This window comes from Silvibacterium bohemicum, assembly GCF_001006305.1.
GTDB lineage: Bacteria > Acidobacteriota > Terriglobia > Terriglobales > Acidobacteriaceae > Silvibacterium > Silvibacterium bohemicum.
This window is the reverse complement of sequence record NZ_LBHJ01000012.1, coordinates 131,588-145,652: the sequence shown is the minus strand read 5'-3', so window position 1 is coordinate 145,652 and position 14,065 is coordinate 131,588. Positions and strand designations below refer to the sequence as shown.

General features: G+C 60.7%; 13 protein-coding genes. 7 read left to right on the top strand and 6 right to left on the bottom strand.

The window, feature by feature from the left end:
* Positions 1 to 77 precede the first annotated feature (77 nt).
* The 5 genes from XX99_RS17060 to XX99_RS17040 all read left to right on the top strand — a co-directional run bounded on the left by XX99_RS17060 (position 78) and on the right by XX99_RS17040 (position 7,072).
* On the top strand, positions 78 to 1,619 hold the full coding sequence (locus XX99_RS17060) for a M28 family metallopeptidase (protein WP_231581452.1): 1,542 nt from the start codon (positions 78 to 80) through the stop codon (positions 1,617 to 1,619).
* 141 nt (positions 1,620 to 1,760) lie between these two features.
* The gene (locus XX99_RS17055) at positions 1,761 to 2,489 is read left to right on the top strand and encodes a hypothetical protein (RefSeq protein ID WP_156186048.1); all 729 of its coding nucleotides are present in this window, start codon (positions 1,761 to 1,763) and stop codon (positions 2,487 to 2,489) included.
* A 292-nt stretch (positions 2,490 to 2,781) separates the two neighbouring features.
* Positions 2,782 to 3,588: a rhomboid family intramembrane serine protease gene (locus tag XX99_RS17050; protein ID WP_050060610.1), complete on the top strand. Its 807-nt coding sequence runs from the start codon at positions 2,782 to 2,784 to the stop codon at positions 3,586 to 3,588.
* A 418-nt stretch (positions 3,589 to 4,006) separates the two neighbouring features.
* Complete coding sequence (locus XX99_RS17045; RefSeq protein WP_050060609.1) at positions 4,007 to 4,663, top strand: hypothetical protein; 657 nt, start codon at positions 4,007 to 4,009, stop codon at positions 4,661 to 4,663.
* A gap of 255 nt (positions 4,664 to 4,918) precedes the next feature.
* Entirely contained in the window at positions 4,919 to 7,072 is a 2,154-nt protein-coding gene (locus XX99_RS17040) for a PKD domain-containing protein (RefSeq protein ID WP_050060608.1), read from the top strand.
* A 165-nt stretch (positions 7,073 to 7,237) separates the two neighbouring features.
* On the opposite strand, the gene XX99_RS17035 is transcribed toward XX99_RS17040, so the two are convergent.
* Both XX99_RS17035 and XX99_RS17030 read right to left on the bottom strand, forming a co-directional pair.
* The gene (locus XX99_RS17035) at positions 7,238 to 8,161 is read right to left on the bottom strand and encodes a Kdo hydroxylase family protein (RefSeq protein ID WP_050060607.1); all 924 of its coding nucleotides are present in this window, start codon (positions 8,159 to 8,161) and stop codon (positions 7,238 to 7,240) included.
* A 4-nt stretch (positions 8,162 to 8,165) separates the two neighbouring features.
* Entirely contained in the window at positions 8,166 to 8,492 is a 327-nt protein-coding gene (locus XX99_RS17030; RefSeq protein ID WP_050060606.1) for a hypothetical protein, read from the bottom strand.
* 54 nt (positions 8,493 to 8,546) lie between these two features.
* On the opposite strand from XX99_RS17030, the gene XX99_RS17025 reads away from it, so the two are divergent.
* Complete coding sequence (locus XX99_RS17025; RefSeq protein WP_050060605.1) at positions 8,547 to 9,299, top strand: hypothetical protein; 753 nt, start codon at positions 8,547 to 8,549, stop codon at positions 9,297 to 9,299.
* 178 nt (positions 9,300 to 9,477) lie between these two features.
* On the opposite strand, the gene XX99_RS17020 is transcribed toward XX99_RS17025, so the two are convergent.
* Entirely contained in the window at positions 9,478 to 11,043 is a 1,566-nt protein-coding gene (locus tag XX99_RS17020; protein ID WP_050061120.1) for a S10 family peptidase, read from the bottom strand.
* A gap of 130 nt (positions 11,044 to 11,173) precedes the next feature.
* Between XX99_RS17020 and ruvA the strand changes: the two genes are divergently transcribed.
* Positions 11,174 to 11,764 (top strand): Holliday junction branch migration protein RuvA, encoded by a 591-nt coding sequence (gene ruvA / locus XX99_RS17015; protein ID WP_050060604.1) that lies wholly within the window; start codon positions 11,174 to 11,176, stop codon positions 11,762 to 11,764.
* A 492-nt stretch (positions 11,765 to 12,256) separates the two neighbouring features.
* Here ruvA and XX99_RS17010 read toward each other — a convergent pair whose 3' ends face one another.
* From XX99_RS17010 to XX99_RS17000, 3 genes are read right to left on the bottom strand one after another with little or no spacing between them, the layout of a single operon-like run.
* Positions 12,257 to 12,922, bottom strand: a complete 666-nt coding sequence (locus tag XX99_RS17010; protein ID WP_050060603.1) for a Spy/CpxP family protein refolding chaperone — start codon at positions 12,920 to 12,922, stop codon at positions 12,257 to 12,259.
* On the bottom strand, positions 12,909 to 13,433 hold the full coding sequence (locus XX99_RS17005) for a hypothetical protein (protein ID WP_050060602.1): 525 nt from the start codon (positions 13,431 to 13,433) through the stop codon (positions 12,909 to 12,911). Before XX99_RS17005 ends, XX99_RS17010 begins: the two co-directional genes overlap by 14 nt.
* 5 nt (positions 13,434 to 13,438) lie before the next feature.
* Entirely contained in the window at positions 13,439 to 14,029 is a 591-nt protein-coding gene (locus tag XX99_RS17000) for an RNA polymerase sigma factor (RefSeq protein WP_050061119.1), read from the bottom strand.
* Positions 14,030 to 14,065: the final 36 nt, after the last annotated feature.

Sequence of the window (14,065 nt, the reverse complement as noted above, 5' to 3'; positions counted from 1 at the left end):
TAGTTTTGAGTAAAATCGCCCGGCGCGTCAAGCCGGTCGTGAGCAATTTACCATAGCGCAATTCACGGAGTTTCAGGATGAATCGTAATTCGTTTCGCGTCGGGCGGAAGATAGTCGTCGTCAAGTTTCCGTCCGTTTTCATGGGAATTCTGCTTCTTGTATCGGTCTCTGGAGCTTCTGCTCTCTCTGACGACGGAAAGCGCGATCTGGATGCAAATGGTTCTGCGATTGTTGCGGCTCCCACCGACCGGCAGATTGCCGATGCGCTGAAGGGGATCTCCGCTGCCGAGATTGAGAAGACCATTGCCACGCTGGTGACCTTCCATAACCGGAGCACGATTTCCAGCATGGACACCGATCTGCCCAAGGGCGAAGGGGTTACGGCTGCTGCCGATTGGATCGAGTCGGAGCTGAAGCGCTACGCGGCGGAATGCGGCGGGTGCCTGGAGGTGAAGCGCGACACCTTCACCGAGCCGCCGCAGACGGGTGCGCGTCCCCGCATTGTGAAGCCCACGACCATCTCCAATGTCTATGCGATCCTGCGCGGCAGCGATCCAGCCCAGGCGCAGCGGATGATCCTGGTGACGGGGCACTACGACTCGCGCAACACCGACATCATGGACAGCCACGGGGCGGCTCCGGGGGCCAACGACGACGCGAGCGGCGTGGCGGTGAGCCTGGCCTGCGCGCACGCGCTGTCAAAAGTGGCATCGGGGCTGAAGCTGCCGGCGACGCTGGTGTTTGTGGCGGTAGCGGGCGAGGAGCAGGGGCTCAATGGCAGCGCGCACCTGGCGAAGCTGGCCAAGAGCGAGGGCTGGCAGCTGGAGGCCGTCCTGAACAACGACATCGTGGGCGGGAACACCACGCCGGGCGACACTTTGCAGGACAAGTCCGCTGTCCGCGTGTTCTCGGAGAGCATTCCGGCCAGCGCGACGCCGGCGGAGCAGAGCGCGATCCTGCGGTTGGGCTACGAAAGCGACTCGCCGTCGCGCGAAGAGGCTCGCGCCATTGCCGACGTAGCCCGCAGCTACAAGCGAGTGCTCGGACCGGTGAAGGCCGGAGCCAAAACCGCGTACGACTTTCATCCGGTGATGGAGTTTCGTCCCGATCGCTTCCTGCGCGGCGGCGATCACTCCTCGTTCAACCAGCAGGGCTTCGCGGCTGTGCGTTTCACGGAGTGGCGCGAGGATTTCAATCACCAGCACCAGAATGTGCGCACCGAAAACGGCGTCGAATATGGCGATCTGCTGAAGTTTGTCGATTTCGACTATGTGGCGCGGGTGGCCCGGCTCAATGCTGCGGCCATGGCCACGCTGGCGGCGGCTCCGTCCGCGCCGGCGAATGTGCATGTGGTGGTACAAAGCCTGGACAACAATACGACGCTCAGCTGGGCGGGGGGGCCGGGTGCTCCCGCCCAGACGGGATATGAGGTGGTCTGGCGGGAGCTGGCCGCTCCGGACTGGCAGCGCTCGGCTCCGGTGGGGGATTCCTCGCGGGGCAGCGACGGAGGGTATTCGATCACGCTTCCGGTCTCGAAGGACAACGTGATCTTTGGGGTTCGGGCGGTGGATAGGGTGGGACATCGGAGTGTTGCGGTGGTTCCTACGCCGGCGCGGTAGGACGAGCGCGCGGCCCGGGGGCTTGCTCTGTATGCAGAGCGCCCTCGGCAGTTCGATGGGAGCAAAATGCTCGTCGAGGGGTGAGTCGGGGTGGGAAATATTCGGGCTTCTTGCCTGTTTTAAACAGTGCAGGAAGTCTCTTTGGATACCGATAGGAAACGAGCTTTTGACGGCGCGGCGGGCCTGTCGATTTCGATGGAAGAGATGCGCGGGGGAAATCTCTCCTCCGACACCTCTTCGGCCATCGCTTCTCTGGGGTTGGCATGCCTCTCTTTCTTGATCGGCGTATGGGCTTCGCTCCCGTCCGCCATCTCCTGGAGGCAGATTGTCTTTTCCTATCTCATGTCCCGGGGACACAACCCTTACGGCCATTTCTATGCGGCCGCAGGTCTGGCCGTCAGCACATTCTTTCTCTTTCCGGTTGCCCGCAGGCTCCGCGATGCGTTTCCGGCTACGCGGGTGACGCGAGTGGCGGCTCTCTTGTCCGTTATCGGGATTGGCTGCCTGACCTTCATGGGCACGCTGGCCCTGTTCCTCGACCGGCTGGGCAGCTTTCATGACGACGTTACGGCGCTCTCTCTCTTCAGCATCATGGCCAGCATGTTTTTCTACCTCGGGCAGATCGCGATTCGCGGCAAGGGAGGGCTTAGAGTCTTGGCGGCGTCTATGATTCCTCCTCTTGTGGGGAGCATCGCTTACCTGGTTGATATCTTTTCGCAGCCTTTGCTGGTCGATTCCGACAAGAAGCTTTGGCATTCGCTTGCCGCGCTGGAGTGGTCGGCCGTCAGCTTCATTGCCGTTTATCTTTTTGTTCTTCTGTTGCTCGGCGGCTGTTGTGAGCGGGACGAGGGTCGTTGGTTCCGGGGCTGAAGTGTCTGTTTTTCTAGATCTTATTCGTCGGACTAAAGTCCGGGGGACTAGCCGTCCTGGCGATTGCGCCTTCGGCGGGACCTGCCGTCCAGGCGGACGCACCTTCGGTGCCTTGGGGTTCCGTAATCCCACATCTCAAAATCGAGATGTGGGGCACCCGGTTGTCTTGGTGATTGCGCCTGCGATCCGGGGCTGAAGCCCCTGTTTGGTTTCGGCATTAATTCCCCGGACTAAAGTCCGGGGCTACCTCCAAGTGTTTTTGGCTCGCTTCTGCGACAATAGAGGGGTCCGTATGCCACGCTCCGCAGGTATGCTCGCCTTTCCCGACTTCCATGGATTCACGCGCAAGCTGATTCTGTGGAACCTGGGCACCTTTTTCGCTCTCCTCATTCTGGGAGTGGCGTCGCGGCCCTTTGCCGAGCAGCTCTTGTTGTGGAGCGGGCTGGTTCCTCCCGACGTGCTGCATGGACGTATCTGGCAGCTGATTACCTATAGCTTCGTCCACCAGGGCATTTTGAATACGGCGTTCGAGCTGATGTCGCTGTGGTTTCTGGGCAGCTTCCTTGAGTCCAATCATGGATCGCGCTGGCTGGCGGAGATCTACTTCGTTTCGGTGCTGGGCGCGGGGCTGGCAGCGATGGTGCTTTACCTGTTCATGCCATCGAGCCTGGTGTTTCTGAGCGGCTGCTATGGCGGGATCTTCGGGCTGCTGATCGCCTTTGGCGTGCTCTACGCCGATCTGCAGTTCATGATGTTTCCGCTGCCGATGATGATCAAGGCGAAGTATCTGGTCGCCGTTTATATGCTGATCTCGCTGGCCATGCTGTTCTCGAGCCAGAGGGTCTTTGCCTTTTCGCAGCTGGGCGGCGCGCTGTTCGGGTTCCTGTATATCAAGATGGCTCCGCGGAGAGGCTTTGCCTCGGCTTCGAGCGAACGCTACTTTGGATTGCGCAACGAATACTACCGCTGGAAGCGCCGCCGCGCGGCGAAGAAGTTCCAGGTATACATGCGCAAGCAGAATCGCGATGTGCACTTCGACAAAGACGGCAAGTATGTCGATCCGGATAAGGACCCTAAGGACCGGCGGTGGATGAATTGACTTCGGCTGGTGTAGCGGGTTGCTTAAAGGCGGATCGCTCAAAAGCGGGTCGCTAAGAGGCGGGTCGCGAAAATTCAGTTAGCAACCGGCTGCGTTTCTTTTCTCGCACCAATGTAATCTTGCTCTCTTCTGCGGTTTCCGATTGGATTCTCCAGCACGAAACCGGCGTGTTCTCATGCGAGAGAATCCAACCTTAGAAGATCAACGTCAGCAAGATTACGTTGGTGCGGCGAGTGAACTTTGTGCGTGGTGAACGTGAACGAGCTGAATTTCGCCAACCGCATCTTAGCGACCCGCTTTTAAGCGAACTGCTCCTCAGCGACCCGCCTTTTAGCGATCTCCTTCGTCCAATCATGTATTGTTGAAGTTTGGCGGTGTTTTGCCGCCGATCGCTTCATTGTGTGAGGTTCAGGTTCGCGTGAATGCCGTTGTCCGTTCTTTTTTTGCCGCTTTGTCGTTGCTCGCTGTCTCTTCTTTTACCGCATCCCTTCACGCGCAGGTGACGGCTACCGCTCCCGTGGTGGAGCAGGCGCAGTACACCAACCGCTGGGATATCTACGGCGGCGTGGGGTATGCGCACTTTAATCCCAGCCCGTCGCGGAATGTCGAGGCGAACAATCTGCTGGGGTGGAATGGCACAGGGACGGTGTATTTCCGCCCGATCTGGGGTATCGAGGCGAGCGCACGCGGCGGCTATGGGACGATCAACCTTCCCACAAACCAGCTCGGCGTGACCACCTCGAAGATGTCGGAGCACCTGTTCCTCTTCGGTCCCACCTTCCGCCTCTATCGCCGGCCGAAGTACGCAGCGGCCTTTCATACGTTGATCGGCGGGGCTTATGGGTCGTTCGACTCAGGCTTCCCCGCGGGGGTTCAGCCCAACCAGCTTGGCGTGTACAACAATAAGCTGGCCTTCGGCGCCGCAGTAGGAGTCGACGGAGATTACAACCTGACGCCGCGCTTTGCCGTTCGCGTGGTCGCCGACTGGCAGCCGACACGCTACGGCTTCACCGTCCAGAATGAGTTCGCTGGGTCAGTGGGTATCGTTTACAAGCTGGGCAGCCTGCAGAAGTAACTGGGCTCTTCAGTCATCGAATAAATTTGGTTCTATTGACGTTCTGCTTGCGCGAGTGGGCGAGACTTTGCGCGCCTGACTCGGTGGTTGCGCGAGCTTACTGCAGGTCCCTCGGCTCGCGGTGCTCGCTCGGGATGACAAAGTGGTCAGGCGTATGGACACCGAGTCAGAGATCTTCCTATCTGCTGGCATGAACTCCTCTCAATGGCAAACTTGTATGAGTTTCGCGCTGCGGACATTTTGCTATAAAGCCTTATGCGTTTGCCGGCGCTCTTCCTGTGCGCGAATCTGCTGACCGTTTTTTCCTTTGCCAATTTTTCTTTTGCCAAAACCGCCATCACCCCGGTCCCGGAAGAGATCCGCTCGGATCGCTTCACCATCACCATCGATGGCCAGCCTGCTCCGCTGGCCCATGCGGCGGCGAATTACTACTTCCTAAATTTCGATCTGCAGGGTAAGGCGAAGATCTCGATCACCGCGCCGAGCGATGACTACTGGGCGCAGGGCGTCGAGGTGCAGCCGTGGCGCGAGAACATCCGCCCCGTGTTGAAGGGCCGCACCCTCACCTTTACCCTCGATCATCCTGCAAAGCTCTCCATTACGCGGCCCGGCGATCATCTGGCGGGAGCGGAGATGCTGTTTCTGTTTGCGAACCCACCCGAAACAGACGCGCCGAAGCCGGATGCTCCGGGCATTCGCTACTACGGACCGGGCGTGTACAAAGCCAGCATCGATGCGAAGAGCGGCGACACGATTTATCTCGCGCCCGGTGCGGTGGTGCTGGGCAGTCTGAACCTCTGGGGCGTGGACAAGGTGAAGGTGTATGGCCGCGGCGTGATCGTCTACGACGGGCCTCAGAACCCCAACGACGACACGGGATGGCGGCACATCGTGAACTGGCATGTGATCGCGATGGACAGTGCCAGCAACATCTCGATCAGCGGGATTACGTGCGTGGTGCGGAGCCGGACGTGGATGATTCAGATGAAGGATTCGCACTTCATCACCTTCGATAACGTGAAGGTGATCGGCGGCAGCGCGGCGAATGCCAACCAGGATGGCATGGACTGGCTGGGCGGCGGCGATACGCTGGTGCGCAACAGCTTCATCCGCGCGGCGGATGATGTGTTCGCGATGCAGAGCAACTGGGAGGGCTACGACAAGCTAGCGATTCCGGGGCATCCGGTGGAGAACATCACGATCGAGAACAGCGTGGTGTCGACATCGATCTCGAATGTGGTGCGGGCGGGCTGGCCGGACAAGGATTTCAACGCGACCAACTTTGTGATGCGCGATTCGGATGTGATCCACGCGGGGATCGGTGCGTGCGGGGTTCCTTTTGCGCTGCTCGAATTCTGGGAGGATGCGGCCAGCTCGGGCAGCAGCTCGGGATTTCATTTCGAAAATATTCGGATGGAGGACTGGTACTCGCTGGTGCAACTGCGGCAGCCGAATCCGGCGCTTCACGATGTGGTGTTTAAAGACATCTGGTCGCCGGAGACGCCGTCGCTCGAGGCCTCGACTCTGCTGGGCAGCGTGAGCGGGGTGAGCTTCGACCATGTGCGGCTGGCCGACCGCGTCGTGGCTGCCGATGCGGAAATTCCGCTGGAGCGCGAAGCGGGCGCGGCGGAGGCTCACTACGAATCGACCGGGGAATCGACCGGGCCGCATGCGGTGTTCGGATACTCGAGCGGCGCGATTCGTCCGGGCAAGGCGGTGGACTTCGATGCCTCGGCTTCGGGCGGGCATATTCGGTCGTACCGCTGGTTCTTCGGCGACGGGAGCACGGCTTCGGGCCGCCAGGTGCGGCATCGGTTTCCCGATGCGGAGGGAACGCTGTGGGATCACTCAGGGCGCTTTCGGGTGACGCTGCGTATTGCCGACGGCCAGGGCCGCGAGGATTGGGTGACACGGCCGGTGGTGGTGACAACAAGTCTTCTTGCAGCGGATAAGAATGCCGGAACCGATCCGGGGCTGAATTTCAGCTTCTACAGCACTTCGTCCACTTCGATTGCGGGTTTGAATGCGGAGAATCCAGCGCGTACGGGGATCGCGCGGGTCATCAGCGCGGATGTCCGCAGTCTCGACAAGAATTATGGGCTGGTCTTCGATGGATTTCTGAACATTCCCGCGGATGGGGGATACAGCTTTCAGCTGGCGGCTCGCGATGAGGCGAGGCTGGAGATCGATGGCGCGCAGGTGGTGGCGAGTCCCAAGCCCTTCGCGCAGGTATGCGGATCAGTGGGGAATGCGGTGCAGATGGCTCAAGGAAGTTTGGGGCTGATGGCCGGGCGGCACACGATCCGGGTGGCGATGACGCACTCTTTGGGCGAGAGTGATTTTCATCTCTACTGGCAGGGGGTTGGTGTGCCTCTGGAGGAGATTCCGGCTGGGGTGTTGAGTCATTAGCCCTTAACCGCTAGCTCGTTCGGGGGCTATTCGGTCAGGCCGCGGCGCTGGCAGACTGCAGGTCCCTCGGTTCGCTTCATCACCCCGCCGCGCCAACGGCAGGCGCATCAGGGGCCCCGATTTCGCTCTCTCGGGATGACAAGTTTTTGTGATCGGCAGCGAAGACTAAATTAGTGCCGTCCCGGCTATCGCTTCTAAAACCTTTAACGGCGAGTGTTCGGGCGCTACGAGGGCTTCGGGCTTTACCAGGAAGGTCTGTTCGAGGGCGTACTGTCCGGCGAGGACGGCGTGGGGGACGGTGTCGGTGTAGACCATCCAGCTGGAGCCTGAGGGGAATTGCCAGGGGTGCTTTACGCAGTCGCGTTGGAAGCTCTCGTTCTCTTTGAGAAAGTTGTGGAAGCGCATCATGAAGTCGTCATACGGCGAGCGCTTGATGGAGGGGATGGCTGCGCCCAGTCCTATCGCGCGGCCGAGCGACTTGCCGAGCTTGCTTCCTGCTCCGTCCGGCTGCGGTGCGATCTGGCTTGGCGCGAACTGTCTGACTACCTGCTCAAAGGGATCGCCGACCACCCAGTCGCGGGTGCGCGTGGGATGAATGTTGTTGAAGAAGCGGAGAATGCGGGCTCCGTAGGTAGGCCGCGTGGGGAAGGCGTCGGTGTGCAGCAGGTCGTTGCGCTTGCGCAGGGCGAGGTCGCGGCCCTGTTCCTCTTGCGGACGAAAGCTGGCGTAATCGAGCTGCCAGTTGGCGCGGTATGGGGTGAGGAAGCCGGTGAGGAACTCGGTCACGCTGCGCGAATAGCCGCGCATGATGCCCTGCAGCCTTGCGACGGCCTGCGTGTCGGCGGTTTTGGTGTCGACGCCGCTCAGCTTATCGATATTCGGCTTGTAGGCGATGTTTTTGTGCAGCGAGCTGTCGGTCTGCTGCTGGCCGAGCAGGAACTGCAGATCGTCCGGCGAGATGGCAATCGGCGTCTGAGGGAAGTAGAGGATTTCTCCGGCTTCGAGCTGCGCGCACCAGTCGCGAGCCTGCGCATCCGACGAAGGCTTTCCGTCGACAAGATATTCGCGCTCGATCGTGACCAGTCCCATCGCGTTAGCTGTCCAATGTATCGAATGGCTGGCCGGAGAGCTTGCGCCGCGCCCATAGCCCGAGCAGAATGACCAGGGCCAGCGCCAGGGCGGCTACTCCAGCGGGAAAGGCCACGTAGCGGTAGCTGTCGGCCATGTTCACGGTGTGGTGTCCCGCCGAGTTATAGAAGAGAAGGCTCAAGATAGCGACGAAGCAGGTGGCGAAGAAGACGAGAAAGCCGAAGGCGACGGAGAGCAGCAGGCTGGAAAACAGTCCCAGATCGCCGAGCGGTATGCCTAAAACCGTGCCCGGGCGGGGGCTGGAAACGGAACTCAGTTCGCGGGCAGACATAGAGCGAGACCTCGCGCGGCGGCTTGCCACGCACCTCAGCTAGAATACAAGGTTATGGCTGAAGTCGTTCAGATTCCCCTCCTCCCGGCAGCGCAGGTGGCGCAGGAAGCGCGCATGCAGCAGGCTCCCAATGGCGTCTGCTATGCGAGCTACGGAGACACCCAGATTTCGCCGGAGGAGTTGGAGCGCGTGGTGCAGGCGGTGCCTGCGGTCGTGGCCAATGCCCTTACCCGGCGCGCTTACTATTTCGTTCCGCTGACGCTGGGCGAGCAGGATGAGACGACTATCGCGCCGGGCTACTCCGTTGACCTTGGCGACCGCGCGGTGTGCCATCGCAACTTCAGCTTCGGCTCGGGCGAGTGCATCTTCATCTCCACGCGGCTGATGCAGGACCGCTTCGCGCTGGCCTTCGAATACTTCATCAACGTGGGCCATCACTTTGTGGATGCGGTGGGCGTTCCGGCCAGCTTTTCCGATCTCATCTGGTCGCAGGCCAAGGCCGATGTGCGGGGAGAGACCAGCCAGGATGCGTGGGAGAGCCGCCGCCGCGCGCTCGATCGCGACCGGCAGGGCAGCGAGACGATCGACGAGAAGGCCAAGTCCAGCTATTTCGAATCGGCGTTCTCCGATGCGGTGGCGATCTACATGCTCTCGCTGACTCTCGATTTCGATTACACCGAGCTACGCGAGCGGGAGTATCCGCTGCTGGCCGCGCCGTCGCTGGCCGAGCGGCTGCGCCACGTGGCTGGGCTGTTTCCGCCGAACGCGGGGTATGAATTTGAGATACGGTATCGGCGGAGAAGCTGAGGCAGCCGGGTGCTTTTCGCCTATTCGCATTCTTGTTCACCGCTAAGACGCGAAGGACGCAAAGAAAACGGACCCACTAGGACGCAAAGAAAATGGCCAGCAGCGTAGATGTCTGCTGGCCGTTGTTGTGACTGACTGCTGACTTGCTTGCGCCGAAGGCGCGCTGACCTGCTGTCCTTCAATGTTTCGCGTACATCTCCTTCACATCGTTGCGCAGGGCTATGCGGCCGGCTTCGCGGGTGTAGAACATGTGTCCGCCGGAGTATTCGTGAACGGCCACTCGGTTGGGATCGCCGCCCATCGGAGGCATCTGGTTCACGGTCAGGATCGATCCCATGAACGGGCAGGAGAGATCGTTCCATCCGTGTGCGATGAGCACGCGCAGCTTGGGGTCGGCGGCTACTGCCTGGCGCAGCTCCGATACCGAGCCCTTGCGCATCTCGTCGCCGCGATCCCACTGCTGATTTACCTCATAGGAGAGCGCGTTGTAGCGCGCGTCGACCTTCCATCCCACGGTGCGGGTCACAAAGTCGACCATCGCCGTTGTGGTTGGAGCGATGAGCGTGGCCAGGAGCGGGTCGTTCGAGCGCTGCTCCGGCGCATAGGGGAAGGGATCGAAGGAGGTCACGTTCGAGTCGTAGACAGAGCCGATCTTGCCCTGCTCGCGGAAGACTTCGCGCAGATAGGATCCGGTTTCGAGACGGCCTCCGGAGCGCTTGACGAACTCCGCATCGAGGCCGGTCATCTCGGTCACGCGCTGAATCATGGCCTGGGTCGCGGAGGGGTCGGTGTTGCCCTTAATCAACGCTGTGGCGTAGTCGCCGAGGGTGTAGGCAATGACCTGCTGCATGGCTTCGGGCGTGAGCTTATGCTGGCGCTCGAGATTGGCGGCTGTGATGGGAGGCAGCGTGACCATCCATGGGATCGGCGAAAGATCGCCGTTATCCTCGATGGTCGGATTCAGGTAAGGCGATACCAGCGTGACGCCGTTCATGGCCACACCCAGCTGCGATTGCAGGAAGAGCGTGATGCGCGGGCCGCGGAAGCCGCCATAGCTTTCACCGATCAGGTACTTGCGCGAGGCCACGCGGCCGTTGTCGATGAGCCAGTCGTAGATGGCGCGGGAGAGGTATTCGATATCCGCTTCGGTGCTGTAGAACTGCTTCTTCGTCTCGGCCTCGGAGACCAGCGAGCGGCTGAATCCCGTGCCGATGGGATCGATGAAGACCAGGTCGGTGAAGTCTAGCCAGGTGCCGGGATTGTCGGTCAACGTGGTCGGGTCGGAGGGGCTGTCGCCCTCGTTGCCGGCGTTGAGGTGCCTGGGGCCGATGGCTCCGAAGTTCAGGTATACCGACGAGGCGCCGGGACCTCCATTGAGCGCGAAGGTGACGGGACGATTGGGGCCGTCGACGGTGTAGGCGGTAAAGACAACGTCTCCGCTGACCTTGCCCTCTTTATCGCGGACCGGCAGCGTGCCGACGGTGACGGTGTAGTGGAGCGTCTTGCCTTCGAGCTCGATGCTCTGCTGTACGTGGGCGTCGGCGGGCAGTGGGGGCAGCGTTGATTTGTTGTCGACGGATTTGTTATCTGGGGATTTATCAGTGGACTTCTCGGAAGACTTATCGGCAGCCTTGTCGTTCTGAGCCAACAGCGCGGGGGCGGACAAGGCGCAAAGGCCAAGGGCGATTACGGAAGCAGCCAGGCGAGTTCCGGACCTTTTCACGCGGTTCGAGCTCGCGGTCATTGCATCCAACGGAGCGTTCATCGGATCGAAAAAATTCATAGGGCTAACATACACTGCACGATGGATCGGGCCGGAAATGGATTTGATGGCGCCGAACGAACGTCCGGTTCCGGCGCGATAGAATCGCCGAATGATCGCTCATCTGCGCGGACGCCTCTTCTCGAAACAACCGGGCCAGGCCATTGTCGAGGCCGGAGGAGTCGGCTACGACGTGGTTATCAGCATTCCCACCTTCACGTCGCTGCCTGCGGAAGGCGCGGAGGTATCGCTGCATATCCACACCCAGGTACGCGAGGATCTGCTGGCGCTCTTCGGCTTCCTCGATCTGAAAGAGAAGCGGCTCTTCGAGCGGCTGATCACTGTCTCCGGTGTGGGGCCGAAGCTGGCGGTGACGATTCTCAGCGGGCTCAATCCGGAGATGACGGTCGCAGCTATTCGCGGTCAGGATCATGCGACGCTGACGCGGATTCCCGGCGTCGGGAAAAAGCTGGCCGAGCGGCTGGTGGTGGAGCTGAAGGACAAGCTGGAAGACATGGCGGTCGCGCCGGCGGCCGTCGTCTCGGCGGGGCCGGCCGGCGAAGATGTGCTTTCCGCGCTGGTCAATCTTGGCTACCAGCGGCCCGCCGCGCAGAAGGCTATCGAGACGGCGATTGGGAAAGAGAAGGCGCTGGGGCAGGAGTTCGACGCGCTGTTTCGCGCGGCGCTCAAGATTATTCGTTAGCGGTTGGCGATGAGGCGGTGGGCTTAAGTGCGGTCAGGGATACAGCGGCTGGTGAAGGACGCGGTGGTTTGTCATCAATGATGGCGGCAAACGCACGTCACTCTGAGCTCAGCGAAGAATCTCAGCTTAGTTGACTGTGCCGCATCGTCGAGATTCTTCCTTCCTTCGGTTGTCAGAATGACGGCGATTAGGAAAGCCGAAGATTGCTTTTATCTTCTGAGTGCAAAGAAGCCATATTCCATGGAACGGCTATGGTTGCCGGACAGTAAGAAGCTCCAGGTCCCTCCACTTTGCTTCGCTCCGGTCGGGATGACAAATCACATTCGGGAGACAACTTCTATGGGGAGTCAATGACTCGGGAGACTGCGACGTGTGGGAGCGCGGCCCTTGTAACGAATTAGTTGGTCCAAAAGAAAAAGCCCACTCCGGTTGATTCAGTCGAAAACCGAATCTTCTGGAGTGGGTCTGTTTGTTGATCTTGCTGCGTGCTGGTTATTCCATGTCCTCGCCGGATGGGCCGGTGGGTGGTGGTGGTTGCTGCCCGTTGGGTGCGCCGCCATCGGGTCTGCCCGGACCACCTGGCCCGCCTGGACCACTCGGACCACGGTTGCCGCGGCCCCAGCCTTGTCCGTCACGGCCTTGACCGTCACGACCACGTCCGTCGCGGTCGCCGCGCTGCGGTCCCTGGTGGACTAAGGCCTGCAGCTTCTTCCACTGGTCCGGAGTCAGCGTCTGGCGGATGCTGAAGAGCATGCGGGCGCGATCTTTTTCGAGCTCGGCGCGGGCCTGGGCGATGGCGTCGATCTGGCTGAGAATCTTCGACTCGTCCGGCTGGTCGGCCTCAATTAGGGGATGCATGATGGCCTCCTGCTTCTCGAGCGATGCGTTCAGGTCGATGAGCTTCAGCCGATGCTGCTGGAAGATGTCATCCATCTTCTTCTTCTGATCGTCAGTGATGCCGATCTGCTGGGCGACGCGGGGATTGTTCCACCAGCGGCCATGCTCCATTCCGTGGAAGGAGCGCTCCATGGGCGGCGAGCCGGGGCCGCGGTCGCCGCCGTGCCAATCCTGCGCGACGAGGGCCGTGCCGGAAGCCATGCAAAGGGCAAATGCAAGCGAGACACCAAGAGCCGAACTCTTTCTCTTACTGAGTAACATTCTTTTTCTCCGTTTGATTGATCGATGTCGATGAGTTCAAGCTATCCATTTCAGTCAGTGGTGCAAGGGAGGACGGGACAGGCTCCGAAATTGCGTTGTCGATCTGCTCCAGCAAAGCCGTATCTTCCTGATCGCTGTGTGCGACGGCCGGTTGAAGCGTTGCGGCCGGGGTCTTTGCCATGTAGGGGCTGGTGTGCGGAGCGTGGAGCGAGAGCGGCACGACGGCGACGCAGAGAGCAGCCGCGCAGGACCAGGCCAGGACCATCCGCCGCTGCGCAGTGCGCTGACGGCGGCGCGCTGGGGCCAGCCATTCTGCGGGCACGGGGTGGCCGGCTTCACGCTCGGCAATGGAGTGCATGGCGCTGCGAAAAAGCTCGATGGAGGATGCGACTTCGCCGCTCGGTTCGAGCGAAGAGTCTGTAATGGAACCCGGGATCATGGAACCTGGGATCATGGAACCCGGGATCGAGTTCGGGACGTCACGAAATTTGGAATTCAAAATTTTGCTCATTTTTTTTAACCTCCGACGCGCTCGCGCACGACACGCAAGGCGCGGTACAGATGAGACTTCACAGTGCTGGTGTTCATCCCTGTGGTCTCCGCAATCTCAGCCAGTTCCATTTCCTCGACGAAGCGCAGCAAAAAGACCGTGCGCTGCTGGCGGGAAAGCTCCTCAACGGCTCGCCAGACCTCTTTCACCTTCTCCTGCTGCAGACAGGCAATCTCGGGGGAGACTCCGCCGTCAGGAATCCAATCGCTGATGTCGACCAGGTCCAGCGCCGTTTCGCGCGTCTTCTGCCAGAAGCGGATACGGCGGCTGCGCAGATGGTCGCGTACCAGATTCAGTGCAATCCGGGTCAGCCAGGTGCTCAGGCTGGATTCGCCGCGAAACTGGTGGCGGGCGTTGTAAGCCTTCAGGAAACAATCCTGAGTCAGCGATTCGGCGACGTCGCGATCCCCCAGCGAGGACATGAGGAAGCGGAAGATGCGCGGCCGGTAAAGGCGCACCACCTCGTCGAAGTCGGCCAGCTGCAGGATGGACTGCTCCTGAGTCAGCTTCTCTGCCAGCTTATCCGTCGTCAACGGGGCCAGTTCCGTGGATGCCATGTATCCCATGCACAGGAATAGACGGCATCCAGCGAG

Coding starts and splice junctions, on each gene's coding strand:
- XX99_RS17060 (WP_231581452.1), top strand. CDS start 78: ATGAATCGTAATTCGTTTCGCGTCGGGCGGAAGATAGTCGTCGTCAAG.
- XX99_RS17050 (WP_050060610.1), top strand. CDS start 2,782: ATGCCACGCTCCGCAGGTATGCTCGCCTTTCCCGACTTCCATGGATTC.
- XX99_RS17040 (WP_050060608.1), top strand. CDS start 4,919: ATGCGTTTGCCGGCGCTCTTCCTGTGCGCGAATCTGCTGACCGTTTTT.
- XX99_RS17035 (WP_050060607.1), bottom strand. CDS start 8,161: ATGGGACTGGTCACGATCGAGCGCGAATATCTTGTCGACGGAAAGCCT.
- XX99_RS17030 (WP_050060606.1), bottom strand. CDS start 8,492: ATGTCTGCCCGCGAACTGAGTTCCGTTTCCAGCCCCCGCCCGGGCACG.
- XX99_RS17025 (WP_050060605.1), top strand. CDS start 8,547: ATGGCTGAAGTCGTTCAGATTCCCCTCCTCCCGGCAGCGCAGGTGGCG.
- XX99_RS17020 (WP_050061120.1), bottom strand. CDS start 11,043: ATGACCGCGAGCTCGAACCGCGTGAAAAGGTCCGGAACTCGCCTGGCT.
- ruvA (WP_050060604.1), top strand. CDS start 11,174: ATGATCGCTCATCTGCGCGGACGCCTCTTCTCGAAACAACCGGGCCAG.
- XX99_RS17010 (WP_050060603.1), bottom strand. CDS start 12,922: ATGTTACTCAGTAAGAGAAAGAGTTCGGCTCTTGGTGTCTCGCTTGCA.
- XX99_RS17005 (WP_050060602.1), bottom strand. CDS start 13,433: ATGAGCAAAATTTTGAATTCCAAATTTCGTGACGTCCCGAACTCGATC.
- XX99_RS17000 (WP_050061119.1), bottom strand. CDS start 14,029: ATGGCATCCACGGAACTGGCCCCGTTGACGACGGATAAGCTGGCAGAG.